This window comes from Nocardioides sp. NPDC051685, from assembly GCF_044453405.1.
Classification (GTDB): Bacteria; Actinomycetota; Actinomycetes; order Propionibacteriales; family Nocardioidaceae; genus Nocardioides.
Map to the genome: position 1 here is coordinate 181925 of NZ_JBITCR010000006.1, position 24004 is coordinate 205928.

General features: G+C 70.5%; 23 protein-coding genes. 13 read left to right on the forward strand and 10 right to left on the reverse strand.

The genetic code is table 11. From position 1 onward, the window contains the following. Positions 1-37: 37 nt before the first annotated feature. The 4 genes from ACIA03_RS18890 to ACIA03_RS18905 all read right to left on the reverse strand — a co-directional run bounded on the left by ACIA03_RS18890 (position 38) and on the right by ACIA03_RS18905 (position 3431). Complete coding sequence (locus tag ACIA03_RS18890) at positions 38-1012, reverse strand: 2-hydroxyacid dehydrogenase (protein ID WP_396985256.1); 975 nt, start codon at positions 1010-1012, stop codon at positions 38-40. 2 nt (positions 1013-1014) lie between these two features. Continuing rightward, on the reverse strand, positions 1015-1710 hold the full coding sequence (locus ACIA03_RS18895; RefSeq protein ID WP_396985258.1) for a FadR/GntR family transcriptional regulator: 696 nt from the start codon (positions 1708-1710) through the stop codon (positions 1015-1017). Between the two features lie 16 nt (positions 1711-1726). Continuing rightward, positions 1727-2494: an SDR family NAD(P)-dependent oxidoreductase gene (locus tag ACIA03_RS18900; RefSeq protein ID WP_396985260.1), complete on the reverse strand. Its 768-nt coding sequence runs from the start codon at positions 2492-2494 to the stop codon at positions 1727-1729. A gap of 76 nt (positions 2495-2570) precedes the next feature. Next, the gene (locus ACIA03_RS18905) at positions 2571-3431 is read right to left on the reverse strand and encodes a fumarylacetoacetate hydrolase family protein (RefSeq protein WP_396985262.1); all 861 of its coding nucleotides are present in this window, start codon (positions 3429-3431) and stop codon (positions 2571-2573) included. 149 nt (positions 3432-3580) lie between these two features. Here ACIA03_RS18905 and ACIA03_RS18910 point away from each other — a divergent pair, with 149 nt between their 5' ends. From ACIA03_RS18910 to ACIA03_RS18940, 7 genes are all read left to right on the forward strand, one after another. Continuing rightward, positions 3581-4531, forward strand: coding sequence for an aldo/keto reductase (locus ACIA03_RS18910; protein WP_396985264.1), 951 nt, complete (start codon positions 3581-3583; stop codon positions 4529-4531). Next, positions 4522-5277, forward strand: a complete 756-nt coding sequence (locus tag ACIA03_RS18915; protein ID WP_396985266.1) for a (Fe-S)-binding protein — start codon at positions 4522-4524, stop codon at positions 5275-5277. Before ACIA03_RS18910 ends, ACIA03_RS18915 begins: the two co-directional genes overlap by 10 nt. Then, positions 5274-6710 carry a LutB/LldF family L-lactate oxidation iron-sulfur protein gene (locus tag ACIA03_RS18920; RefSeq protein ID WP_396985268.1) on the forward strand — a complete coding sequence of 479 codons (1437 nt, stop codon included), beginning with the start codon at positions 5274-5276 and terminating at the stop codon, positions 6708-6710. Before ACIA03_RS18915 ends, ACIA03_RS18920 begins: the two co-directional genes overlap by 4 nt. Next, positions 6697-7302, forward strand: a complete 606-nt coding sequence (locus tag ACIA03_RS18925) for a lactate utilization protein C (protein WP_396985270.1) — start codon at positions 6697-6699, stop codon at positions 7300-7302. Before ACIA03_RS18920 ends, ACIA03_RS18925 begins: the two co-directional genes overlap by 14 nt. Positions 7303-7330: 28 nt before the next feature. Next, positions 7331-7654 carry an L-rhamnose mutarotase gene (locus tag ACIA03_RS18930; protein ID WP_396985272.1) on the forward strand — a complete coding sequence of 108 codons (324 nt, stop codon included), beginning with the start codon at positions 7331-7333 and terminating at the stop codon, positions 7652-7654. After that, complete coding sequence (locus ACIA03_RS18935; RefSeq protein WP_396985274.1) at positions 7647-8498, forward strand: amidohydrolase family protein; 852 nt, start codon at positions 7647-7649, stop codon at positions 8496-8498. The genes ACIA03_RS18930 and ACIA03_RS18935 overlap by 8 nt, the downstream gene beginning before the upstream one ends. Positions 8499-8593: 95 nt before the next feature. Next, on the forward strand, positions 8594-11260 hold the full coding sequence (locus ACIA03_RS18940) for a right-handed parallel beta-helix repeat-containing protein (RefSeq protein WP_396985276.1): 2667 nt from the start codon (positions 8594-8596) through the stop codon (positions 11258-11260). A 6-nt stretch (positions 11261-11266) separates the two neighbouring features. Here the strand turns inward: ACIA03_RS18940 and ACIA03_RS18945 are convergent, their stop codons facing one another. The 3 genes from ACIA03_RS18945 to ACIA03_RS18955 are packed head-to-tail and all read right to left on the reverse strand — an operon-like array spanning position 11267 to position 14474. Next, positions 11267-12016 carry a sugar phosphate isomerase/epimerase family protein gene (locus ACIA03_RS18945; protein WP_396985278.1) on the reverse strand — a complete coding sequence of 250 codons (750 nt, stop codon included), beginning with the start codon at positions 12014-12016 and terminating at the stop codon, positions 11267-11269. After that, the gene (locus ACIA03_RS18950; RefSeq protein WP_396985280.1) at positions 12016-13461 is read right to left on the reverse strand and encodes a hypothetical protein; all 1446 of its coding nucleotides are present in this window, start codon (positions 13459-13461) and stop codon (positions 12016-12018) included. The genes ACIA03_RS18945 and ACIA03_RS18950 overlap by 1 nt, the downstream gene beginning before the upstream one ends. A 26-nt stretch (positions 13462-13487) precedes the next feature. Beyond that, positions 13488-14474, reverse strand: coding sequence for a hydroxyacid dehydrogenase (locus ACIA03_RS18955; protein ID WP_396985282.1), 987 nt, complete (start codon positions 14472-14474; stop codon positions 13488-13490). 215 nt (positions 14475-14689) lie between these two features. On the opposite strand from ACIA03_RS18955, the gene ACIA03_RS18960 reads away from it, so the two are divergent. From ACIA03_RS18960 to ACIA03_RS18970, 3 genes are read left to right on the forward strand one after another with little or no spacing between them, the layout of a single operon-like run. Continuing rightward, a complete protein-coding gene (locus ACIA03_RS18960) occupies positions 14690-15952 on the forward strand; it encodes an ABC transporter substrate-binding protein (RefSeq protein WP_396985284.1) in 1263 nt (420 codons plus the stop codon). A gap of 39 nt (positions 15953-15991) precedes the next feature. Then, the gene (locus ACIA03_RS18965) at positions 15992-16969 is read left to right on the forward strand and encodes a carbohydrate ABC transporter permease (RefSeq protein ID WP_396985286.1); all 978 of its coding nucleotides are present in this window, start codon (positions 15992-15994) and stop codon (positions 16967-16969) included. After that, a complete protein-coding gene (locus ACIA03_RS18970) occupies positions 16966-17838 on the forward strand; it encodes a carbohydrate ABC transporter permease (protein ID WP_396985288.1) in 873 nt (290 codons plus the stop codon). The genes ACIA03_RS18965 and ACIA03_RS18970 overlap by 4 nt, the downstream gene beginning before the upstream one ends. Positions 17839-17860: 22 nt before the next feature. Here ACIA03_RS18970 and ACIA03_RS18975 read toward each other — a convergent pair whose 3' ends face one another. Continuing rightward, complete coding sequence (locus ACIA03_RS18975) at positions 17861-18625, reverse strand: FadR/GntR family transcriptional regulator (protein WP_396985290.1); 765 nt, start codon at positions 18623-18625, stop codon at positions 17861-17863. A 223-nt stretch (positions 18626-18848) separates the two neighbouring features. Here ACIA03_RS18975 and ACIA03_RS18980 point away from each other — a divergent pair, with 223 nt between their 5' ends. Continuing rightward, a complete protein-coding gene (locus tag ACIA03_RS18980) occupies positions 18849-20741 on the forward strand; it encodes a right-handed parallel beta-helix repeat-containing protein (RefSeq protein ID WP_396985292.1) in 1893 nt (630 codons plus the stop codon). A gap of 49 nt (positions 20742-20790) precedes the next feature. On the opposite strand, the gene ACIA03_RS18985 is transcribed toward ACIA03_RS18980, so the two are convergent. Both ACIA03_RS18985 and ACIA03_RS18990 read right to left on the reverse strand, forming a co-directional pair. After that, positions 20791-21558, reverse strand: coding sequence for a hypothetical protein (locus ACIA03_RS18985; RefSeq protein ID WP_396985294.1), 768 nt, complete (start codon positions 21556-21558; stop codon positions 20791-20793). Positions 21559-21571: 13 nt separating this feature from the next. Continuing rightward, a complete protein-coding gene (locus ACIA03_RS18990; protein ID WP_396985296.1) occupies positions 21572-21904 on the reverse strand; it encodes a PepSY domain-containing protein in 333 nt (110 codons plus the stop codon). Positions 21905-21983: 79 nt separating this feature from the next. Between ACIA03_RS18990 and ACIA03_RS18995 the strand changes: the two genes are divergently transcribed. Further along, the gene (locus ACIA03_RS18995; RefSeq protein WP_396985298.1) at positions 21984-22661 is read left to right on the forward strand and encodes a response regulator transcription factor; all 678 of its coding nucleotides are present in this window, start codon (positions 21984-21986) and stop codon (positions 22659-22661) included. Further along, entirely contained in the window at positions 22658-24001 is a 1344-nt protein-coding gene (locus ACIA03_RS19000; protein WP_396985300.1) for an ATP-binding protein, read from the forward strand. The genes ACIA03_RS18995 and ACIA03_RS19000 overlap by 4 nt, the downstream gene beginning before the upstream one ends. Positions 24002-24004: the final 3 nt, after the last annotated feature.

Here is a 24004-nt window from a genome sequence, read left to right on the forward strand (position 1 = left end):
GACGATCTCGGACCGGCCGCGGTTGACCCGAGTCTGCCTACGGGTGGACCGGGGTCGGCGCGGGCTCGCCGGCGAGCACGGCGCGGGCGTTGTCGATCGCGAGCATGGCCATCCGGTCGCGGGTGGCCCGGCCGGCGCTGCCGATGTGGGGCAGCAGGACGACGTTGGGGAGCGTCAGCAGACCGGGGTGGACGGCCGGCTCGTTCTCGAAGACGTCGAGCCCGGCTGCGCCGATGGTGCCGTCGGCAAGCGCGGCCGCCAGTGCCGCCTCGTCGACGATGGGGCCGCGAGCGGTGTTGACGAGGACCGAGCCCGGCCCCATCGCCCGGAGCTCCTCGGCGCCGATCAGGTGTCGCGTGTCCGGGGTCAGCGGGCAGTGCAGCGACACGACGTCGGAGGCGACCAGCAGGTCGGGCAGCGGCAGGGTCTCGATGCCGAGGCGTGCGGCCTCGTCGCCGGCGGAGCGGGACGGGGTCGCGACGATGCGCATGTCGAACGCGCGGGCGCGCCGAGCCATCGCCAGCCCGATCCGGCCCAGGCCGACGATGCCCAGGGTCGCTCCGCTGCTCACGTCGAGGCCCACGAAGAGGTCCGGCCGCCAGGACCAGGGTTCGCCGCTGCGTACGAACGCGTCGGCCTCCACCACCCGACGGGAGGCCGCGAGCAGTAGCGCGAAGGCGAGATCGGCGGTCGCCTCGTCGAGCACCCCAGGGGTGTTGGTCACGGTGATGCCGCGAGCGGCGCAGGCGGCGACGTCGATGTTGTCGTGGCCGACCGCCATGTTGGCGACGACGCGCAGCGACGGACCGGCGGCGTCGAGCAGTTCGGCATCGACGCGGTCGGTCAGCAGGCAGACCAGCGCGGCGGCCCCGTGTACGTCCGTGAGCAGCTCCGCGCGGGCCTGTCCGGCAGGATCCGCGGCGCAGGTCACCGGTCCCGGCAGCGCGTCCAGAGCCTGCCGGGCGCGGTCGCTGGGCCGGAAGCTGACGTGCAGCCGCCCCTGGTTCGGCACGCTCACTCCTCCTTCTCCCGGTCCTCGGCGAGGCTGCGGCGGATCCAGTTCTCGATGCCCGCGACGTGGGCCAGCGACAGTGCGGCAGCGATGCTCGGCTGTCGGTCCGCGATGGCCAGGGCGATGCCGCGGTGCTCGCGCTGCGTCTGGTCGAAGGAGTCCTGCTGGGTCACGCCACGCCAGATCCGTGCTCGCTGGGTGCGGTTGGCGACCCCGTCGATGAACGAGCAGAGCACGGTGTTGCCGGAGGCCTGGGCGATCCGGTGGTGGAACTCCAGGTCGTTGGCGACGACCTCCTCCAACGACGTTTCCGGGTTGACCGAGTCGACCAGCGCGAGCAGGTCGGCGGACTCCTCCGGTGACATCTGCATGGCCGCCTTCTCGGCGGCCAGCGGCTCCAGCGCCCGGCGTACCTCGAAGAGGTCGAGGACACTGGAGTCCTGGTGGAAGTCGATGACGAAGCCCATCGTCTCCAGCAGGATCTCCGGTGTCAGGCTGGTGACGTAGGTGCCGTCGCCCTGGCGTACGTCGAGGATGCGCATCATCGAGAGCGCGCGCACCGCCTCTCGCAGGGAGCTGCGGGAGATGCCGAGCTGGACCGACAGGTCGGCCTCGCGGGGGAGACGGTCGCCGGGCTTCAGGCTGCCGTCGAGGATCATCTCCTTGATCTTCTCGATCGCCTCGTCGGTCAGCGCCATCGGGATCCTGGTCCTCTCACTCGGTCGGTCGCAACCGTAACGTTGCCATGCCGCCGTCGACAGCGAGGGCCACTCCGGCGGTCGAGCCCGACGAGGGGCTGGCCAGGTACGCGACCGCGAGGGCGACCTCGTCCGCGCTGACCAGCCGGCCGTGCGGCTGCCGCGCGTCCAGGGCGGCACGCTCGGCCTCGGGGTCGTCGGCCGAGTCGAGCAGGCGCTGAACCCAGGGGGTGGCGGCGGTCCCGGGGTTCACGCAGTTCACCCGGATGCCCTCCCGGAGGTGGTCGGCGGCCATGGCCTGCGTCAGGGACTGGACCGCACCCTTGCTCGCGGAGTAGACGGCTCGTTGCTGGATGCCCGTGGTCGCGGCCACCGAGGCCACGTTCACGATCGCCGCAGCGGGGGAGCGCCGAAGGTGCGGGAGCGCGGCTCGTGAGACTCGTACGGCACCGAGGACGTTGACGTCGAAGACCGCGTGCCACTGCTCGTCGGGGTTGTCCTCGACGGTGCCCTGGGCGCCGATGCCGGCGTTGTTGACCACGATGTCGAGCCGGCCGAGGTCGGCGACCGTCTGCTCCACCGCGGCCCTGATGCTCGCGTCGTCGGTGACGTCGGCGCGGATGCCGAGGGCCTTGGGGTGGATGCCCTCGGGGTCGAGGTCGAGGGCCGCGACCTGGGCTCCCCGCTCCAGCAGGACCTCGACGATGGCAGCGCCGATGCCGGAGGCGCCGCCGGTGACGAGGGCGACGAGCCCGTCGAGCTCGCGCGTCCCCGCGGCGCTCATGCCGCCGCCTCCGTAGCGCAAGCGCAATCGTACGGATGCGGCGACCTGAGGTCTATGGTCGCTCGCTGGCGCTCGCTCATGCCTGGCTCCCGAAGGCGACGTACTCCTGGCGCTGGCGGCCGAGTCCGTCGATCTCGATCTCGACGACGTCGCCGGGCTGGAGGTAGGGGAAGCGACCGGAGAGCGCGACGCCCTCCGGGGTGCCGGTCATGATCAGGTCGCCCGGGTCCAGGACCATGAACTGGCTGAGGTGGTGGATCACCGTCGCGACGTCGAAGATCTGGTCGGTGGTGACCGAGTCCTGGCGGGGCTCGCCGTTGACGAACGACCGCATGCCGAGCTTCTGGTGCTCGACCTCGTCGGGAGTCACGACCCAGGGGCCGACCGGGCTGAAGCCGGGGGCGATCTTGCCCTTGCTCCACTGGCCGCCGGAGATCTCGAGCTGGAACTCGCGCTCGGAGAGGTCGTTGGCGACCACGAAGCCCGCCACGTGCTCCAGGCTCTGGGCGGGGGAGTCGAGGTAGGACGCGCGCTTCCCGATCACCACGCCGAGCTCGACCTCCCAGTCGGTCTTGGTGCTGTTGCGGGGGACGGTGACGGTGTCGTTCGGCCCGGCGATCGTGTTGGGGGCCTTGAAGAAGATGACCGGCACGGCGGGCGGCTCCGCGCCGGACTCGGCGGCGTGTGCGGCGTAGTTCATGCCGATGCAGACGATGGCGCCGGGCTGGGTGATCGGGGCGCCGACGCGGAGCGTGTCGGCTCCTTCGACGAGGGGGAGGTCGCCCGCGGCAAGGGCGGCGGCGGCTCGTGCCGGTCCGTCGGAGGCCCAGAAGGCCCCGTCGATGTCGTCGGTGAGGCCGGCCAGGCTGCGCACCTCGTCCTCGAGCACGAGGACGGGCAGCTCCTCACCTACGGGTCCCAGGCGGGCGAACTTCATGGTGTGGCCTCCAACGTTGATTAATCGGATCTATGGTGGTCTGAGAGCGCCGAATAGGGCACTCAATGCATATTGACAGCCCAAACATCAGATGTCTAGCCTCGACGTGGCGGTCGGACGACCGTGGAGTCAGAGGTTGAGGAGGGCGGATGGAGATCCCGCTGTTCGGACTCGGTTGTGCGCCGATGGGCAACCTGTTCCGGCCGCGCACCGACGAGGACTGCCACGCCACGCTCGACGCGGCCTGGCAAGCAGGCGTACGTCACTTCGACACCGCGCCCCACTACGGGCTGGGGCTGTCGGAGGAGAGGATCGGGCGGTTCCTGGCCACGCGTCCGCGCTCGGAGTTCGTCGTCTCGACCAAGGTGGGCAGGCTCGTGCGGCCCAACCCGTCCTGGGACGGGCAGTCCGAGGACGACATGGGCTTCGCGGTCCCGGCACGTACGCACCGGGTCCTGGACTACTCCGTCGACGGCGTACGCCGCAGCCTGGAGGAGTCGCTGGTCCGCCTCGGCCTCGACCGGGTCGACATCCTCTACGTGCACGACCCCGAGTTCGCGAACGATCCCGCGGCCGTCCAGACCGCACTCGTCGGTCTGGCGAAGCTCCGGGAGGAGGGTCTGGTCGGCGCGATCGGGACCGGGTCGCTGTCGGTCGCGGCGCTCACCGCGACGGTCGAGACCGGCCTGGCCGACGTGATCATGGTCGCCAACCGCTACACGCTTCTCGACCAGTCCGTCGCCGACGGCGTGCTCGAGGCGTGCGACCGGCACGGCACCAGGATCGTCGCGGCGGCCGTCTTCGCCAGCGGCCTGCTGGCCACCACCCCGCGCAGGGGCGCCATGTACAACTACGGCGAGGTGCCCGAGGACATCCTCGAACGCGCGCTGAGGATCGGCGAGGTGTGCGAGGCGCACGGCGTGGAGATCGCCACGGCCGCGCTGCACTACCCGCTGCAGGACCCGCGGGTCGTCTCGGTCGTGGCGGGCGCGGGCCGGCCCGAGCAGGTGAGGCAGAACCTCGAGCGTCTGGCGGCCACGGTGCCCGAGGCGCTGTGGGCCGACCTGGCCGAGGAGGGGCTGGTGCCGTCGTGCGTGTAGCTCTGATGGTCACCTGTATCAACGATGCCCTCTTCCCCGACACCGGGCGCAACGTGGTCCGGCTGCTTCGCAGGCTGGGCGTCGAGGTGGACTTCCCTCAGGCCCAGACCTGCTGCGGCCAGCCGATGGTCAACACCGGCTACGTCGACGAGGCGGTGCCCGTGCTCCGTTCCTTCGTCCGCGCCTTCGAGGGGTACGACGCCGTCGTGACACCCTCGGGCTCGTGCGCCGGCTCGGCCCGACACCAGCACGACCTGGTGGCGCGCCGCAGCGGCGACGAGGGCCTGCGGGCGGCCGCGCGTGAGGTGTCGCAGCGTGTCTACGAGCTCAGCGAGTTCCTCGTGGACGTGCTCGGCGTCGAGGAGGTCGGCGCCTACTTCCCGCACCGGGTGACGTACCACCCGACCTGCCACTCGCTGCGGATGCTCGGGGTCGGCGACCGGCCCCTGCGGCTGCTCCGTAACGTCCGCGGGATCGACCTGGTGGACCTGCCGGGCGCGACCGAGTGCTGCGGGTTCGGAGGCACCTTCGCTATGAAGAACTCCGACACCTCGGTGGCCATGGGCTCAGACAAGGCCCGTCACGTACGCGAGACCGGGGCCGAGGTGCTCGTCGCCGGTGACCGCTCGTGCCTGACCCACGTCGGCGGCCTGCTCTCGCGGCAGCGCGCCGGCGTACGCGTCATGCACCTGGCCGACGTGCTCGCCCCGACCGAGCCGGCGGCCACCCGGGTGGGTGCCTCATGAGCGGCACGTTCGTCGGGATGCCGGTGTTCCCGAAGGCCGCGCGCGAGGCGGTCGGCAACTCCCAGCTGCGCCGCAACCTCGCGCACGCCACCGGCACCATCCGGGCCAAGCGCGCCGCCGTCGTCGGCGAGGTCGAGGAGTGGGAAGAGCTGCGCCTGGCCGGCGCGGCGATCAAGGAGAACGTGCTGCTGCACCTCGACGAGCACCTGGTACGTCTCGAGGAGACGCTCACGAAGGCTGGGGCGACCGTCCACTGGGCGAGCGACGCCGCGGAGGCATGCCGCATCGTCGGCGACATCGCAGCGGCGCACGACGCCACCGAGGTGGTGAAGGTGAAGTCGATGGCGACCCAGGAGATCGGCCTCAACGAGGCCTTGGCCGCTCGCGGCATCGATGCGTGGGAGACCGACCTGGCCGAGCTGATCGTGCAGCTCGGCGACGACCTGCCATCGCACATTCTCGTGCCGGCGATCCACCGCAACCGTGCCGAGATCCGCGAGATCTTCGCCTCCGCGATGGGCGAGGTCGGCCGTCCCGCGCCCGAGGACCTGACCGACGAGCCCGCGCGGCTCGCGGAGGCCGCCCGCCTGCACCTGCGCGAGAAGTTCCTGCGCGCCAAGGTCGGTGTCTCCGGTGCCAACTTCGCGGTCGCCGAGACCGGCACGCTCGTCGTGGTCGAGTCGGAGGGCAACGGCCGGATGTGCCTGACCCTGCCTGAGGTGCTCGTCTCCGTCGTCGGGATCGAGAAGACCGTGCCGACCTGGGACGACCTCGACGTGTTCCTCCAGCTCCTGCCACGCTCGGCGACCGGGGAGCGGATGAATCCCTACACCTCGGTGTGGTCCGGCGTCACCCCGGGCGACGGCCCGCAGGAGGTGCACGTGGTGCTGCTCGACAACGGCCGCACCCGGGCGCTGGCCGACGAGGTCGGCCGCCAGGCGCTGCGCTGCATCCGCTGCTCGGCCTGCCTCAACGTCTGCCCGGTTTACGAGCGCACCGGCGGCCATGCGTACGGCTCGGTCTACCCGGGCCCGATCGGCGCCATCCTCAACCCGCTGCTCAAGGGCGTCGGGCACGACGAGCAGACCGACTCGCTGCCCTACGCCTCGACGCTGTGCGGCGCCTGCTTCGAGGCTTGCCCGGTGCGGATCGACATCCCTTCGGTGCTCGTGGAGCTGCGCTCGCAGGTCGTCGACGCCCACCGAGGTGGCGTACCCAAGCCGGAGGCGGTGGCGATGAAGGCCGCCGGGGCGACCCTCGCCTCCGACCGCCGGCTCGGCCTCGCCGAGCGCCTCGTCGGCACCGGCGTCCGGCTTGCCCGCCGCGCCGGGGCGCGCCCCTGGACGCAGGCCCGCGACCTGCCGGACCCACCCGCAGAGTCGTTCCGCGCCTGGTGGCGCCGCACCGAAGGAGGTGCCGATGAGCACCCGTGAGGAGATCCTCGGCCGTGTCCGGCAGGCGCTCGGCGAGGTGCCTCGCCCGACCGCTGAGGTGCCGCGCGGCTACCGGGGTGTGGGTGACGACCTCGACCGGTCGACGGTGCTCGCTCGGTTCGTGGAGCGGGTCGAGGACTACCGCGCCACGGTCACCCGGTGCCGTGCGGCAGAGGTCGCCGAGGTGCTGGCGCGGGCGGTCGCCGGCCGGAGCGTCGTCGTACCCCCGGGCCTGCCGTGGCCGGTCCCCGGATCCGTGGACGACACCGGGCAGTCGGCCGCCGAGCTAGACGCGATCGACGCGGTCGTGTCCGCAGCCGCGCTCGGCATCGCAGCCACCGGCACGGTCGTGCTCGACCACGGCCCCGGCCAGGGACGTCGCGCGCTCACCCTCGTCCCGGACCTGCACGTGTGCGTGCTCGGGGCCGCCCACGTCGTGGCCGGTGTCCCGCAGGCAATCGGCCGGCTCGACCCGGCGAGGCCGCAGACCTGGATCAGCGGCCCGTCGGCGACCAGCGACATCGAGCTCGACCGTGTCGAGGGCGTCCACGGCCCACGCACCCTGCACGTCGTCCTCGTCGACGACCTCTGACCGCCCCCCCGCACCGAGAGGAACCACCATGACCCGACACGGCTCCGTGGTCCGGCTACGTCCCGAGAAGGAGGCGGAGTACGTCGAGCTGCACGCGGCCGTGTGGCCCGAGGTGCTCGAGCGCCTGACCGCCAGCAACATCCGCAACTACTCCATCTTCCTGCGTGAGGGCTGGCTCTTCAGCTACTTCGAGTACGTCGGGACCGACTACGAGGCCGACATGGCCGCGATCGCCGCCCACGACGTCACCCAGCGGTGGTGGGAGATCACCGCGCCGTGCCAGGAGCGGCTGCCCACCGCCGCCGAGGACGAGCAGTGGGCACCGATGACCGAGGTCTTCCATCTTGACTGACCCTGTGGTCCGCATCGACGCCCACCACCACGTGTGGGACCTCGAGGTCCGCGACCAGGAGTGGACGCGCGAGCTCCCGGCCATCCGGCGCTCCTTCTCCTTCGACGACCTCCGGCCGCACCTGGCCGACCACGGGATCGCCGGGTCCGTCGTCGTCCAGACCGTGGCGGTCGCCGAGGAGACGCCGGAGCTGCTCGCGCTCGCGGCCGCGACCCCCGAGATCCTCGGGGTCGTCGGCTGGGTCGACCTCACCGCCCCGGACGTCGCCGACCGGCTCGCTCGGTTGCGCGAGGGGCCCGGGGGAGAGCTCCTCGTGGGCGTCCGCCACCTGGTGCAGTCCGAGCCCGACGCCGGCTGGCTGCTGCGTGACGACGTGCTGCGCGGGCTCGCCGCGGTGGCCGAGGCCGGCCTGGTCTACGACCTCCTGGTCCGGCAGCACCAGCTGCCCGCCGCCGTCGCCGCGGTCGAGCGGGTCCCGGGTGGTCGGTGGGTGCTGGACCACGTCGGCAAGCCGGTCATCGACCCCGGTGCGTTCGACGAGTGGGCGGGACACATCGATGCCCTGGCCCGTCACCGGTCGGTCGCCTGCAAGCTGTCGGGGCTCGTCACCGAGCTCGCGCGCGAGCAGCCGCTCGATGAGCTGCGCCCGTGGGCGGCGTACGTCCTCGAGGTCTTTGGTGCCGAGCGCACCATGGTCGGCTCGGACTGGCCGGTCTGCCTGCTGCGCTCCTCCTACGACGAGGTGATCGGCCTCGCCGAGACCGCCCTCGCCGGGCTCGACGACGCCGGCCGGGCCGACGTCTGGGGCGGGACGGCCGCGCGGGTCTACGGCCTCGACCCCTGATCTCGCCGCCCGCCGGAAAGACTGGAAAACGCTTGCCGCAGTCTCCGATGTGATGCTAGGCACATGTCATACGTCATATCTCAAGGAGGTTGGACATGCTGACTCGCGCGAGACGCCGCGCCCGGGCCGTGGTGGTGGCCGCGGCCCTGGTGGCCCTCGGCTCGACGGCCCTGGTATCCGGCGCACACCCCGCCGTCGCGGGCGAGGCGACCCTCACGGTCCACGTCGCTCCGGACGGTGACGACGCCGGCCCGGGCACGAAGAGCCGGCCGCTGCGTACGGTGGAGGCGGCCCGCGACGTGCTCGCCGGACGTACCTCCGCGGAGGACCGCGGCACGGTGATCGCCCACGGTGGTCAGTACGTCCTCGACGACGCGATCGAACTGACCGGTCCCGAGCACTCGTGGGTCACCTACCGCGCCGCGGCGGGGGAGAAGGTCCGCCTTACCGGCGCGCACGCTCTGAAAGCCCAAGGCTGGCGGCCGCTCGCGGACCTGTCCGAGGATGAGCTCGCCCAGCCGCAGTTCTCCTCGAACACCCGACTCGACTCGCCGGCGCTGCGCGAGGGTGTCTGGGTCTACGACCTTGGTGCAGAGGGCATCGACCCCGGCGCGCTCTACAAGAACGGCTTCAACTGGCTGCCGCAGCCCTTCGCTCCCGAGCTCGTCGTCGACGGCGGGACGCAGACGCTCGCGCAGTTCCCCAACCAGGAGGGCTGCACCGGGGCGGACGCCAGCTGCCACCTCTACGGCGACGGCGGCAAGTGGAAGGTCCCGGCGACCAACGACCTCATCCAGCCGACGCTGCGCGACCGCTTCGGGATGGAGCCGGACTGGGCGATCAGCGGCACGACGCCGCGGGCGCAGTTCGAGGACAAGAAGCAGCAGCTCCCGAAACCCGAGGACCGCGACACCTGGTCCCAGGACGAGATGCGCAAGATGACGCCTCCCCTCTACGAGGTCGGTGGACGGCTGCTCGAGGGCAACCGCTATCAGGGCTGGGCTCCTGAGGGGGTGCCGGAGATCGTCGACCACGGCACCCGTGGCTTCGGCGCCTACTCCCACATCCCGGTCCAGGTCGACCCGCAGGAGCTCCCCGACATCGACAACGCGACGTACGAGACCGAGGCCTGGCTCTCGGGCTACCTCGGCAACAACTACGCCAACGACATGGTGCGGCTGATCTCCTGGAGCGGCATCACGATGTACGCCAAGTACCCCTCGATGTACTGGCCCCGCAACGACTACACCAAGGTCAAGGCGATCAACATCCTCTCCGAGATGGACGTCGAGGGTGAGTACTACATCGACCGCCACGCGGGCAACGACGTCGTCTACTACAAGCCGGCCGGCGGGACCATGTCGGGCAAGACCGCGACCCTGAGGGCCTTCGACGACAACATCTTCCGGCTCGAGGGCACCACCGGAGTGAGGATCGAAGGGCTGGCGATGTCGGACTCGCTGATCAGCGCTGTCCAGCTGCTCGACGCCGAGAAGACCCTCATCGACGGCGTCGACATCTCCAACGTCAGCATGGACGCGATCCGCATCGGCGAGACCACGGAGTCCATCACCGCGCTGCCCGACTACGAGACCGTACGCGGCGGCCGCGACAACGTCGTCCAGAACTCCTACCTCCACGACCTCGGCGGTGGCGGAGTCCTGCTCGGTGGCGGTGACCGCAGCACCCTCGAGCGCGGCGACAACGTGGCCCGCAACAACGAGATCGCCAGGTTCTCGAGGCTGGCGACCTACACGCCCGCCGGCTACCTGTACGGCGTCGGGAACAGCTTCGAGTACAACTACGTCCACGACGCGCCCCACATGGCGGTGCAGGTCATGGGCAACGACATGCGCGTCAACCACAACTACTTCCACGACCTGGTGAAGAACGCCGGCGATCAGGGTGTCGTCTACACGGGGCGCGATTACACCTATCTGGGCAACGAGGTCGCGTACAACTTCTTCGACACCATCGGCGGCTCCAACGACGCGTTCTACATGGACGACGGCGTCTCGGGGATGCGGTTCCACCACAACGTCGTGAAGAACGCGCACTCGGGTGTGTTCTTCCAGTCAGGCCACAGCAACAAGGCGACGGACAACGTGTTCATCGACGTCGACCAGACCGGCCACGACCAGCTCTATCACCGCAACGGCGAGCGCGGCCTGCCGGTGGCCAACGGCTGGGTGGTGCAGAGCCGCTACAACTCCTTCCTCGACGTCCGGCCGGGGGAGAAGTACTCCGCCTCCGCGGAGGACGTCGCCAGGTGGCACCGTCACTACACCGACGGCAGGGCCCGCTACTCCGACGGCACACCCATGTTGTCCCCCGAGATCGAGCACTGGTACGTCCCGCGGGTGACCGCGACCGGGGAGGACTGCAAGGCGGCCCACTACGCGCCCGACGCCACCAACGGCTGCGACCGGGCGACCGTGTGGGAGGACCCGAACTCCCTCTACGTCCCCGCGCGCAACGAGATCGACCGCTCCGTCATCATCGGCGGCGGTGAGTACCGAGCCGGGCAGAGCTCTTTCACCGACCCCGCCGCGACCTACCGCCTGGCCACCTGGAGCGACGCGATCAACACCAACCTCAGCAAGCCCGCGTCACTCGAGGCCGCCGGCCTCGACCTCGACACGCTGAGCTTCAGCTACACCGGCGAGGTCGCCAAGACCTTCGGGGAGGAATGGGTGGCGACCTGGAACCGGCTGGTCACCAGGAAGGGCATCGGGCTGCCCGGCGGCCCGGCCGCCGGCTGACCGGGCTCAGGACGCCTGTGCGATCCATTCGCGCAGGCGTCCTGCCTCGTTCGGGAGCAGCGACAGGTCGTCGTGGGGCAGGAACTCCAGCAGGACGTCCGTCGCCCGCCCGGTCGCGGCGAGCATCTCCAGGGCTGGTGGCCACAGGTTGGCGCGGGCCTGCAACGGCAGGCGCTCCAGACGCGGCCACCAGGAGAACGCGTGCACCGCACGTACGTGGGGGAGCAGCCGGGCCAGCCCGGCCAGGGCGACCGCGGCCGGTTCGCCGACGCGAGGCTGCCAGTAGGTGCCGACGTTCGGCCGGTCCACCTCGGCGAGGAGGTCCAGGGTGGACTCGACGGTGTCGGTGAGCGTCAGGTCGTGATGCTCGAAGGCGAGCTCGAGACCGTGGCCGGCCGCCTCCTCGGCCAGCGTCCGTACGTGTTCCACGACCGCGGCTCGTTCGGCGGGGGAGGTCTCGGCCGAACCCTTGGTGCCGGCCCAGATGCGCAGGCGCGTGCACCCCAATGCCCCGGCCGCGCCGAGGAGGGCGCTCCCGTCGTCGTCCGGCGTGGCCCGCCAGTAAGTGCCGTAAGAGGCGACGGCGAGCCCGGCGGCGGCGGTCGCCTCGGCCAGACCATGGAGGTCGCCGGTAGGCGGGGCGTGGACGTCCGCGCCCCACTCGATGCAGGCCAGACCGGCGCTCGCGGCGGCCTCGAGCACCTCGTCCGTCGGAAGATGACGGGCGGTGACCGAGCACAATCCAGGACGCAGCATCAGAGCCCGCCGTGGTAGGTCGTGCCCAGCGTGGAGACGTCCGTCGGGCGGTCGGACGTGTCCACGCGACGCATGCCGTCGTTGGTCTCGAGGAAGAGGGGCGCCTCGGGGTAGCGCAGCTCGTCGTCGAGGGGCTCCTTGTCGGTCCAGGCGAAGAAGTCGCGTCCGAACACGGCCCGGTCCTTGCGGCCGTAGAGGTGGAGGTCGCCGGCGGTCAGCGGGCTGCGGATGCACCAGTGCGCGCCGTACTCGGCCCACACGGCGCGGTTGGTCATCAGCACGGACTGGCGCTCGTCGGGGGTGAGCACCGTGGTCCAGAAGTCGGGGCCCGGGTCCTCGACGTCGTCGGCGAGGAACACCAGGTCGTGGGCGTGCCAGGCGGTGCTCGGCGCCACGTCGGCCTCGGTGCCCCAGTGGGTCGCCGAGGCGAAGTAGCCGGCCGGCGCCTGATAGTGCGAGTACGTCGCCCGGCAGCGCGCCATGAACTCCTCGAGCTCGGCGTCGGGTCGAACCCGGCACACCTCGCGCATGCCGTGCAGGCTCAGGCCCATGCCCGCGATCAGCATGGGGGTGTCGCTCTTCAGCGTCGTGCTCGGCGCGACGTACCAGTAGCGGTGGAACCGGGTCTGGCCGTCCGCGTCGATCCATGCCGAGCGGGCGACGTGGCGGCACAGCCGCACCGCCTCGTCGAGGTAGCGCTGCTCGCCCAGGCGCAGGTGACCGAGCAGCAGCGGCATGATCATCAGGCCGTAGTACTCCGCGGGCTCGAGGATCCCGCCGGCGACCCGATCCTCCGCCTGCCGCCAGGTGCCCGAGGAGTCGGCGTCGGGGACACCGGGCTCGTGGTGGCGAGAGATGAGGACGTCGAGGTCCTCGCCGATCTCGGCCAGGCCGCTGTCGTCACCGGTCACCTCGGCGAGCAGCAGCTTGACCCACACCCGGGCGTACTCCTGGTTGCAGGTGCCGTCCTCGGCCGGGCGGCCGCCGCCGAAGGAGTGGAGGGCGACCAGGTTGCGACGCACCACCTCGACGATGCGGTCGACCTCGGCGTCGTCGAGCAGGTGCCGGGCGTGCTTGAGCCCGAGGAGGAGGCCGATGCTGCCGGTGGCGTTGTGGATCAGGCCGGTGGTGGCGGACTCGCCGACCTGGAAGCCGACGTGCTTGTACTGGTCGTCGTCCTGCAGGGCGTTGCTCTGGAAGCGCATCATCCGACGCCAGACCTCGGCGGCCCGGTCGTCGGGCCGTGCCGCGAGTAGCTGCGCGAGGGCGCCGAGCGCGGGCGCGGAGAAGGCGGCGTGGCCGCTGGTCCAGTCCAGGAAGGTTGCCGGGTTCGTGCCCCACACGCTGTGGTTGTGGAAGCCGTTGATCGCCCCTTCGTCGGTGACCCAGGTCAGGAACCAGCGGGTGAGGTGGGCGAGGTCGGGCGCAGGGGTGGGGGTGGTCACGTGGGTCTCCGGTTTCGGGAAGGCGGTCATGCGCTGGTGGCCAGGGTGGCGGGGTCGACCGGGTGCAGGGGCGGCCGGCCGTCGATCAGGGCGCGCACCTCGTCGACGGCGGCGCGGCCGAGGCGGCGCAGCTCACTGCCCTGCGAGCCGGCGACGTGCGGGGTCAGGGTGACGTTGGGCAGGTTCCACATCGGGTCGTCGGCGGGGAGCGGCTCCGGCTCGGTGACGTCCAGGACGGCCCGCAGGCGCCCCGACACGAGCTCGGCGCGGAGCGCGTCGTGGTCGACGATGCCACCCCGTGCGGTGTTGATCAGGGTCGTGCCGTCGCCCATCAGCCCGAGCAGGCGGGCGTCGACGAGGTGCCGGGTCTGCGGCAGCAGCGGGGCGTGGAGCGAGACGACCCGCGAGCGCTCGAAGAGCTGCTCGAGGCCGACGAGCTCCGCACCCAGCTCGGCGGCCTGAGCCGCGTCGATCGTCGGGTCGCTGACCAACACCGGGATGTCGAACGGCGCGAGCAGCTCGATCAGGGCCCGCCCGGTCGCCGAGGCGCCCAGGAGGCCGACGGTCGTGCCGTACGCCCCGTCGATGGTGTCGTCGACGGTGAGGTCGGGCGTCGCGCGCTCGGCGCGGAACCGCTCGGTCAGCGGCAGGACCGACTTCGTCGCCCACAGCACGGCGGCCAGGGCGTACTCGGCGACCGGGCGGGCGTTGGGCTCCACGCCGCACGTGACCAGGAGGTCGCGCTCCCAGGCTGCGGGGGAGAGGAAGTACTTCACCGAGCCCGCGGCATGGACGACGGCCCGCAGACGCGGCATCCGGGTGAGCGCCGCCGCGTCGATGGTGGGCGTGCCCCAGGCCGTGATGAGAACCTCCACCCCGACGGCGGACGAGTCGTCGTAGGACGTCAGCACGGTGTCGGCATCGATGTCCACGAGGTCGCTCAGCTCGGCCAGCAGGGTGGCATCGAAGAACCGATGCTGAAGGTCGGGAGTCATGGCGAAGGCGGCACGCACGAGGCGGCTCCTCTCGGTGTTGTCGAGGCTGGTTGGACCGTTTCAGAAATGTCGAGAACGGGGCTTGCCCATTTAAACATCATATGTGTTATCTTCGTCACGTTAGTGCCCGGGATAGCGCTTTCCTAATCCTGGTGGTCGGCAGCTCGCATCGCCAGGATCCCCACGAACAACCTCCGTCGGAGAGATCGGCGGACGACGAAACGGAGACTCCTGTGGAGACACGACGCATGTGGAGGGTGGGTGCTGTCGCAGCGGTTCTCGTCCCCCTGATCGCGACCGCGGCCTGCGGCGGCAACGGCGCCGACAGCGGCGAGGACAGCAAGGAGGTGCGAGTGCTGGTCAACCTGACCGACAACCTCACCAAGGACTTCTGGAACGACCTGGTGAAGCCCTTCGAGGACGAGACGGGCATCGACGTCAAGATCGAGGGCCCGACCGGCACCAACGTGAGCGAGACCTTCAGTTCCCAGCTCGCGGCAGGCACCGCTCCCGACGTGGTGCAGTCGATCTTCCCGGACGATCAGATCGCCCCCGAGGTGCTCGACCTCTCCGACGAGAGCTGGGTCGAGGACACCCCGATGGTCGACACGTACGCCATCGACGGCAAGCGGCTGGTCGCCGGTGTCGGCTCCCAGGCGCAGTCGCTCGTCTACTACAACAAGACGGCCTTCGAGAAGGCCGGCATCAAGGCCACGCCGCAGACCTGGGACGAGTTCGACGCCGCGCTCGGCAAGCTCGCCGACGCCGGCTACACCCCGCTGCAGACCGCGGGCCAGTGGCAGACCGGCCTCCAGCTCCAGCAGCTGTGGCACCCCACCCTCAACACCGAGCAGCCCGAGTGGCAGTCGACCGTCGCCGACGGGAAGCTGACCCTCGGTGACGCCTTCGAGCCGATGTTCGAGCACTACGCCACCTGGCTGGGCGACGGCTACATCAAGAAGTCCGACGTCGGCCTCGACCCGACCACCGCCGACGCCAACTTCATGGACGGCAAGGTCGGGATGTACCCGCTCGGGAGCTGGCTCGTCGCCAGCCTGGACAACGCGGGCGACCTCCCCTTCGAGGTGGGTGTCTTCTCCCCGCCGGTGGACGAGGGCATGGCCTACCCCGGCCCGCAGGGCGCCACCATGGCCAGCCCCTACATGGTCTACGCCGGTAGCGAGCGCTCCGACGCGGCCCTCCAGCTCGTCGAGTATCTGGTGACCGACGAGGCCGCGATCGAGAGCCAGCTGACCGCCGACGGCGTGTTCCGTGCCGGCGCTGCCGTGGAGCAGTCCCCGGTCGCGGCGGAGATCCAGGCGATCATCGACGACGCCCCGGAGCTCGTGGCGGTGGGTGAGGGTGCGGGTGACATCCGCCTGCCCGTTGTCGGCCTCAACGACAAGTTCACCGAGATCGTCCAGAGCCTCTACACCGGGACCAGCCCCGCGGATGCCGCGAAGGCGCTCGACGACTGGGCCGAGCAGAATGGCTGACCCTTCGGGGCCACGACGAGGGGGACGACGATGGCACTCATGAGCGCCAACACCACCGACAAGCCTCCCGCGGCAGCGGACCTGCCGCGGAGGGGCGGGACCGTGCCGGGCCGGGCGGCCGGCCGGCCCTCGGGCTCCCGCCCGCGCACCTCGGGATGGGTGGAGGCCTCGATGGTGCTGCCTGCCCTGGTGGTCTTCGTCGGCCTCCTCGTCGTCCCCGTCGGCTACGCCGTCTACTACAGCTTCACCGACTACAACGGCTTCCCGACCCAGACCCCGGAGATCGTCGGCCTCGACAACTACGTCAGGATCTTCGAGACCGCCGACGTCCGGGGCTCCATGGTGGTGACCGCCGTCGTCGCGGTCGCGGGTTCGCTGGCGGTCAACGCCGCCGCGCTGTGCTTGGCCCTGCTGCTGTGGCGTACGACCCGCTTCACCGCGTTCGCCCGGGTGGTCATGTTCTACCCCCACGTGCTCAGCCTGATCGTCGTCGGCTTCCTCTGGTCAGCGATGCTGGGCCCGCAGGGTGCGGTCAACTCGCTGCTGGAGAGCCTGGGCAGCAGCCCGCTCCCGTTCCTCAGCGACGAGACCTGGGCGCTCGCCACCCTGATCGTCGTCATCGCCTGGGCGCAGTTCGGCGTCCAGCTGCTCATCTACCTCGCCGGGCTCCAGGCCGTGCCCGCCGAGCTTCTGGAGGCCTCGCGCATGGATGGCGCCAACCGCTGGCAGACCTTCCGCCACGTCACCTGGCCGGCGCTCGCGCCCTCGGTGACGGTGGCTCTGATCACCTCGATGATCTCGCTGCTCAAGACCTACGACGTCGTCGTCTCCCTGACCGGCGGTGGGCCGGCGGGGTCCACGAAGACCTTCGCCTACCAGATCCTCGCCGTGGAGTTCCCCAAGCGCCAGGTCGGGCTCGCCTCGGCCGAGGCCGTCGTACTCATCCTCGTGGCCGCGATCCTCGCCTTCGGCGTGCTCGCGCTGCGCCGCCGTCACGACGAGGGGGCCCAGGCATGAGCGCCCTGCGAGCGATCACGGCTCGCCGGAGCCTGACCGGGGAGTGGCGTACCCCGTTCTGGTACGCCGCGGTGTCGGCCCTGTGCCTGCTGATGCTGGTGCCGATGTACCTCTTGGTCGTCAACGCGTTCAAGGACCAGCGCGACATCGTCAGCAGGCCGTTCTCGCTGTCGCCGGGCCAGCTCACGCTCGAGCACATCGTCGCAGCCTGGAACAACCCGGACTTCGACATCGCGTTCGGCTACGCCGTGACGATCGGACTGGTCGTCTGCGTCAACGTGGTCTCCATCGGCGTGTGCGCACCGGCGGCGTACGTCATCGCGCGCTCCCCACGGCCGGTGTTCGGTGCTGCGCTGCTGTTCTTCATCTCGGGCATGTTCATCCCGACCCAGGTGATCCTCGTGCCGGTGATCTTCGTGCTCCGGACCCTCGGGCTGATGTCGACGTTCCCCGGACTGGTGCTCTTCATGGCGTCGGCGACGGTGCCGTTCACGATCTTCGTCTTCACCGGGTTCATCCGCATGCTGCCCGCATCGCTCGACGAGGCCGCCGCGATCGACGGCGCCGGCCCCTACCGCACGTTGTGGACGATCATCCTGCCGCTCATGAAGCCGATCCTGGCGACCGTGTTCATCTTGAACACGTTGAGCGTGTGGAACGATTTCGCCAGCCCGCAGCTCATCCTGGGTCCGGGGTCCGGCCTCTACACGGTCACGACCGGCGTCTACGCATCGGTGGGGGAGTACTCCGCCGACTACACGCAGGTGTTCCCCACGCTGCTGCTCGCCGTGCTGCCGATCCTGGTGATCTTCGTGCTCACCCAGCGCTGGGTGATGAGCGGTCTGGCCGCAGGGGCGGTCAAGGGCTGACCTCGCCGTGCTCGCCTGTGGGTCAGTCGTCGCGGCCGCCGGCGTCGGACAGGGGCAGCCTGCGGCGGCGCCACGCCTCGAGGATGTGGCCGTTCATCGCGTCCTGAGCCCGGACCGCGTCGCCCTCGGAGATCGCGGCCAGGACGGCCTCGTGCTCGTGCAGGGTCACCGCGAACGCGTCGGGGGTGTCCACCCCGTGGTAGCGCGAGCTCTCCAGCGCCCGGTCCATGAGCGTGCGCGCGATGTTGCTGGCCAGCCTGTTGCGGGAGATGTCCATGACGGTCTCGTGGAAGGCCACGTCGGCGGCGCGGAAGACCTCCTCGTCGGCGGTGCTCTCCCGCATCCGCTGCATCGCCTGCTCCAGCTCGGCCACCTGCTCGTCGGAGCGTCGCTGGGCGGCCTCCGCCGCCATCACCGACTCGAGCTGTGCCCGGACGACGCTGAGCTCGTCGAGGATACCCAGCGTCTCGTCGTGCTTGATCAGGGCGGTGAGCACCACCCGGTCCATCGTGTTCCACGCCGTCATCGGGCGCACCTCGGTGCCGCGCCCGCGCGCGATCGTGACCAGGCCCTTCTCCTCGATGCGTTTCACGGACTCGCGGACGACGGTGCGGCTCACGCCGAACTGCTCGCTGAGCGGTCCCTCGGGCGGCAGCGCGTCGCCCGGAGCCAGGCGTCCGGAGACGATCGCGTCGACGAGCTCGTCGACGACCACCACCCCGAGCATCGGCTGCCGATCACGTGGCTGAGCAAGGACCGTGGTGGTGCGGGAGAGCGGTTGCGGCATACCGCGAAGTGTAGGACATCGTACGTCGCCCGGAGGGTGTCCTCGGTGGCCGCGGGTGAAACATCTCATCATGCAGGCATGACTTGACACATCATATGTATGACATCACGCTTGGAGCGTGGCGTATGTCACACGGAGCTCGTCTCGGAGGCCGCCCGGCCACCTTCGGTGCTGGTCCTGCCTCTCGCCGGGCGCTCCGCCCCCATAGAGAAGGGAACGGACCATGCAGCAACCAATGGCGCGCCGCCTGGGCGCGCTGGCCGCGGCGGCAGTCGTCGCGGCCACCGGCTTCGCGGTCACCACAGGAACCGCCGACGCGGCGGGAGGAAAGTGCAAGGCCGTCTGGGTCGCGCCCGACGGTGACGACAAGGCCGCGGGCTCGGAGACGGAGCCGTTCGCGACGCTGGAGCGGGCCCGCGACGAGATCCGCGACAAGAAGCTCAATGCCCAGATGGGCTGCGACGTCACGGTCAACGTCCGGGCCGGTGAGTACCAGGTCGACTCCACCCTCGAGCTCGACGACCGCGACAGTGGCAGCAACGGCCACGATGTGGTCTATCGCTCGGTGGATGGACCCGGCAAGGCGGTTCTGACCGGTGCGAAGGAGCTGACCGGATGGGAGCCGTTCCGCGACGGGATCTACAAGACCAAGGTCGAGCCGGGCCAGCGTTTCTACACGCTGTTCGAGGACGGTGCGCGCGCCGAGGTCGCCCGCTACCCCAACCGGGGGTCGGTGGACTCCCACGGGCCGTACCTCTTCTCCCGTCTCGGTGAGCCCGAGAAGGAGGCCGTGCGGCAGTGGCTGTACTGGGAGGAGGGCGACTGGGACCCGGCATGGGACGACACGGCGACCAGCAACCCGCTGGCCAACGCCCAGCTGACGGTCTGGTCCGGCGGCTCGTGGAGCTGGTTCACCGACATCGTGCCGATCGGCGGGGCCGACTACCGCAAGGGCTTCACCACGCTGAAGTACTGGACGCGCTACGCCCTCGTCAACAGCGGTGGCGGCTCGCGCTACTTCATCCAGAACGCCCTGCCGTTCCTCGACCAGGCCGGCGAGTACTACTTCGACTACGCGAACAACGAGGTCTACTACAAGCCGAAGGGCGACATCAGCAAGGTGCGGATCATGGCGCCCACGGTGAAGAAGCTGATCGACGTGAAGGGCGCGACTCCGGAGCGACGGGCGCACGACATCACCTTCGACGGGATCGGGATCCAGCACAGCGACTTCGTCGACTGGTACCGCTCGGGGTGGATCTCGGCAGGCGACTCGGGCGAGCCGCACAAGTATCCCGAGTACGACCGCCAGATCGAGATGCCGCGCAACCGGTTCGGTGCGATCACCCTCGAGAACACCAAGGACGTCACGCTGACCAACCTGCACGTCTCCGACACCGGGTTCATGGGTGTCTACGCGCTCTTCGCCAACGAGGGCCTGAAGGTGACCAACAGCTGGTTCGAGAACATCGGCGCGGACGCGATCAAGGTCGAGGGTGGCTGGCCCGGTGAGGGCGACCTGAGCCACGGGCACACGATCTCCAACGTGTTCATCGACCACATCGGTGAGCTGGTTCCCGGCGACGCGTCCGGGATCGAGCTGATGGACACCGGCGACAACCTGGTCGAGAACGTCTTCGTCAACCACTCCGCGCGGTACGGCATCAGCCTGGAGTCGCGCCCGGAGGTGATCGACGGCGAGCAGTACACCGACAACAACACCTTCCGCTACATCGAGATCCAGAACGCGGGCCTGGACTCCGGCGACATGGGCGCGTTCTACACCTACGGCGTGGCCAACCAGGATCCCCACCCGGTCAAGAACACGGTGGAGCAGATGGTGATCGGCGACGTGCTGACCGACCCGGTCGGGGAGATGCCCGACTCCGGCACCCGCGGCATCCACATGGACGCCGGTGGCTGCGGCTTCTCCTTCACCAACATCGAGGTCGGTGCCACCACGGACCAGTCCTACCAGTCCTACCAGTGCAACGAGGTCACCAACGGCAACTGGAACGACGGGTTCGACGCCTCGAAGATGGAGTACGACAAGATCGGCATCACCTCGGAGTTCCCCTACGACGTGAGCGCCCAGATCGAGGCGGCCCGCTCCTGAGGACCGCACCGTGACATCGCGGGCCCGGCGCGTCGCGCCGGGCCCGCGTTCAGTACGTCTCGCCCAGCGGTGCTTCCCCGGCGCGGCGGGCCTGCGCGGGGGAGACGTGCGTGACCGCGAGCAGCTCCTCGCGACCGCCGGCCCCCTTGTCGATCGTGAGGACGAGCCCGACACCTCGTGCGTAGTACTTGTGCTCCAGCACATCGGGCTCGAGCGGGGTGGTGTCGGCGGTCTTGACCAGGTCGTCGTACTCGCCGGCGGGGACGCGGGCGTGCCGGCCGAGCGCGAGGACCTCGCCGTTGTCCTCGGCCTCGCCCTGGGAGTACTCCTGCCGGTAGGTCATCCCGACCTCGGGCGAGGCGGGCATGATCACTCCCGCCTGCGCGTCGTCCACGCCGGCCTCGAAGGATCCGTCGCGGGTGGCGATCTCGCCGTCCTCGAACTCCGCGGTGTCCTCGCCGAGGTACCAGACCGTGCCGTCCTCGTCCTGGGCGTACCAGTCGAAGGTGTCCTCGGCGATCTCGCCGTCGAGGGTGACGGTGTCGCGTACGACCCGGGCGGTGACGCCGTTGGCGATCTCGCGGGTCACCGAGGTGGCGGTGACGACGACATCGGCGACCTCACCGTCCTCGGTGGTCTCGCGGTAGGTCCAGCGGGTTCCCGGCTCGAGCGGGAACCAGGGGTTCGTGATGTCGGTGGTGAACTCGGCCGGCTCGAGCTCGACCTGGTCGTCGGACTGCGGGAGCGCATCGCTCCGGGCACCACACCCGGTGGCCACCAGGAGGCATCCGACGAGGGCGAGGGACAGGCGAGGCATCGTACGTCCCGGGTCAGTCGTCGGAGCCGGAGTCGTCATCGCCGTCGGTGCCGACGACCTGGAAGCTCTCGTCGAGCTGGACGTCGACCTGGTGGCCGTTGTCGAGGGTGACCTCGACCTCGTACTTGCTCTCCTCGTCGTCGACCTCGGTGCCGGTGACGGTGCCGCCGCCGGTCTCCTCCAGGGCGGCCTGCTCGGCCCGGTCGCGTTCGGAGGTCGGGATGGGTTGTTCGTGCGTGTCGTCGTCGCCGGACAGGGCGCGGGCCGCGCCGACGGTCCCGGCGGTGACCACTGCCGAGGCCGCGAGGACCACGGCGATGCGCTTGCGGGTGGGGTTCGTGTTCATGCCATCGACGCTACGGCGGCCGGATGAGGAGCGGATGAGTCTCTCATCCGACGCTCATCCGCGGACCTAGCATGAGCATGTGCGGGTGCTGCTGGTCGAGGACGAGGAGAAGCTCGCCGCGCTGGTCGCCCGTGGGCTCACCGAGCGCGGCGGTGTGGTCGACTCCGTCGGAACCGGTACGCAGGCGCTCGCCTCGGCACGCGGCGGCGAGTACGACGTCATGCTGTTGGACGTCATGCTGCCCGACATCGACGGGTTCGAGGTCTGCCGCCGGCTGCGTACGGCGCGGGTGTGGACGCCGATCCTGATGCTGACCGCGCGCACCGCGGTGGCGGACCGGATCGCCGGCCTGGACAGCGGTGCCGACGACTACCTGGCCAAGCCGTTCGCGTTCCAGGAGCTGCTGGCCCGGATGCGTGCTCTCGCCCGGCGTGGCCCGGTGCCGCGACCGGTGCTGCTGGAGGTCGGCGGGCTGCGCATGGACCCGGCCGAGCGGCGGGTCTGGCGCGGGGAGACCGAGCTGTCGCTCTCGACCCGGGAGCTCACCCTCCTGGAGGCCCTCATGCGCCGGCGCGACCAGGTCCTCACCCGTGAGCAGCTGCTCGCGCTGGCCTGGGGCGACCACCACGACGTCACCTCCAACGTCGTCGACGTCTACGTGCGCTACCTGCGCGCGAAGATCGACCGGCCCTTCGGCGTGAGCACCCTGCAGACCGTACGCGGCGTGGGCTACCGACTCGTCGCGGAGCCGTCGTGAGGGGCTGGCCCCCGGCGCGGTGGCCGCTGCGGATCCGGGTCGCGCTCGCCTTCCTGGCCGCGACCGGCTTCGCGATCACCGGCCTCGGCGTCCTGGTCCAGGTGCGGGTGAGCGACGCGTTGGAGGACCGGCTGCGCGACTCGGTCGCCGCGGAGGCCGACCGGCTCGAGGCGGAGCCGGACAGCGACCGGTCTGCGGCCGTCGCCGGCCTCGGCGGAGAGGTGCATGCCCAGGTGATCGGTCCGCGGGGTGACGTACGGGCTTCGTCGCGGCTCGTCGCGGATCCGCTCCTGGATGCTGCCTCGCTGCGGTCCGCCGGCCGGTCGGGCTGGCGGGAGCGGACGGCGACGGTCCTCGACGACGATGCGGCAGCGGCGGGACGACGCGACCCGGAGCGGGAGCGTCTCGTCCTGCTGGTCAGGCGGGTCGGGGAGGACTACCTGGTCGTCGGTACGTCGCGGCAGGATGCCGACGAGGCCCTCACCACCCTGCGCAACCAGCTGCTGATCGCCGGACCGCTCGCCCTGGCCGTGGCGGGCGGACTCGGCTATCTGGTCGCCGGTGCGGGACTGCGGCCGATCGAGCGGATGCGCGCCCGTGCGGCGACGATCTCGGCGCGCAGCGCCGGCGAGCGGCTCCCGGTCCCGGCGGCCGACGACGAGCTGCGCCGGCTCGCGCTCACCCTCAACGCCATGATCGAGCGGCTCGACGACGGCCTGCAGCGCGAGCGCCGGTTCGTGGCCGATGCCAGCCACGACCTGCGTACGCCGCTCGCGCTGATCCTCACCGAGATCGAGCTCGCGCTGGCTCGGCCGAGGACGCCCGAGGAGCTGAGGCTGGCGCTGTCGTCCGTCGACGACGAGGTGCGCCGCCTGATCGCGCTGGCCGAGGAGCTTCTCGAGCGCGCCGGCTCCGGGGACCTTGCCCTGCCGATCGAGTCGCGTCCGGTCGACCTGGTGGACCTGGCCGCCCGGGTCGTGGAGCGGTTCCGGGTGGCCGCCGGAAGCCGGTGCATCGAGCTGGCGGCGCCGCGACCTGTCGAGGTCCTCGGCGACGCCACCCGCCTCGACCGGGCGCTGTCGAACCTCGTCGACAACGCGATCCGGCACGGCGCCGGCGACATCGAGGTCGCGGTCGTTGGTGGACCGGACGGCTCTGTCGTCACGGTCACCGACGAGGGCGACAGCCTCCCGCAGGACTTCTGGCCGCGGTCCGCAGACCCCGGTCTCGGCCTGACGATTGTGCGTGAGATCGCACGGGCCCACGGAGGCTCGGTCGACGTCGAGCGCTTCGACGGCCGCACCTGCGTACGCCTGGTGGTTGCCTCGCCCGTGAGTTGATAA

What these genes read in the sequence shown, in the direction of transcription:
- ACIA03_RS18905 (WP_396985262.1), bottom strand. Translation starts at nt 3,431, where the DNA reads ATGAAGTTCGCCCGCCTGGGACCCGTAGGTGAGGAGCTGCCCGTCCTC.
- ACIA03_RS18920 (WP_396985268.1), top strand. Translation starts at nt 5,274, where the DNA reads ATGAGCGGCACGTTCGTCGGGATGCCGGTGTTCCCGAAGGCCGCGCGC.
- ACIA03_RS18910 (WP_396985264.1), top strand. Translation starts at nt 3,581, where the DNA reads ATGGAGATCCCGCTGTTCGGACTCGGTTGTGCGCCGATGGGCAACCTG.
- ACIA03_RS18945 (WP_396985278.1), bottom strand. Translation starts at nt 12,016, where the DNA reads ATGCTGCGTCCTGGATTGTGCTCGGTCACCGCCCGTCATCTTCCGACG.
- ACIA03_RS18900 (WP_396985260.1), bottom strand. Translation starts at nt 2,494, where the DNA reads ATGAGCGCCGCGGGGACGCGCGAGCTCGACGGGCTCGTCGCCCTCGTC.
- ACIA03_RS18925 (WP_396985270.1), top strand. Translation starts at nt 6,697, where the DNA reads ATGAGCACCCGTGAGGAGATCCTCGGCCGTGTCCGGCAGGCGCTCGGC.
- ACIA03_RS18990 (WP_396985296.1), bottom strand. Translation starts at nt 21,904, where the DNA reads ATGAACACGAACCCCACCCGCAAGCGCATCGCCGTGGTCCTCGCGGCC.
- ACIA03_RS18980 (WP_396985292.1), top strand. Translation starts at nt 18,849, where the DNA reads ATGCAGCAACCAATGGCGCGCCGCCTGGGCGCGCTGGCCGCGGCGGCA.
- ACIA03_RS18970 (WP_396985288.1), top strand. Translation starts at nt 16,966, where the DNA reads ATGAGCGCCCTGCGAGCGATCACGGCTCGCCGGAGCCTGACCGGGGAG.
- ACIA03_RS18965 (WP_396985286.1), top strand. Translation starts at nt 15,992, where the DNA reads ATGAGCGCCAACACCACCGACAAGCCTCCCGCGGCAGCGGACCTGCCG.
- ACIA03_RS18895 (WP_396985258.1), bottom strand. Translation starts at nt 1,710, where the DNA reads ATGGCGCTGACCGACGAGGCGATCGAGAAGATCAAGGAGATGATCCTC.
- ACIA03_RS18985 (WP_396985294.1), bottom strand. Translation starts at nt 21,558, where the DNA reads ATGCCTCGCCTGTCCCTCGCCCTCGTCGGATGCCTCCTGGTGGCCACC.
- ACIA03_RS18930 (WP_396985272.1), top strand. Translation starts at nt 7,331, where the DNA reads ATGACCCGACACGGCTCCGTGGTCCGGCTACGTCCCGAGAAGGAGGCG.
- ACIA03_RS18940 (WP_396985276.1), top strand. Translation starts at nt 8,594, where the DNA reads ATGCTGACTCGCGCGAGACGCCGCGCCCGGGCCGTGGTGGTGGCCGCG.
- ACIA03_RS18975 (WP_396985290.1), bottom strand. Translation starts at nt 18,625, where the DNA reads ATGCCGCAACCGCTCTCCCGCACCACCACGGTCCTTGCTCAGCCACGT.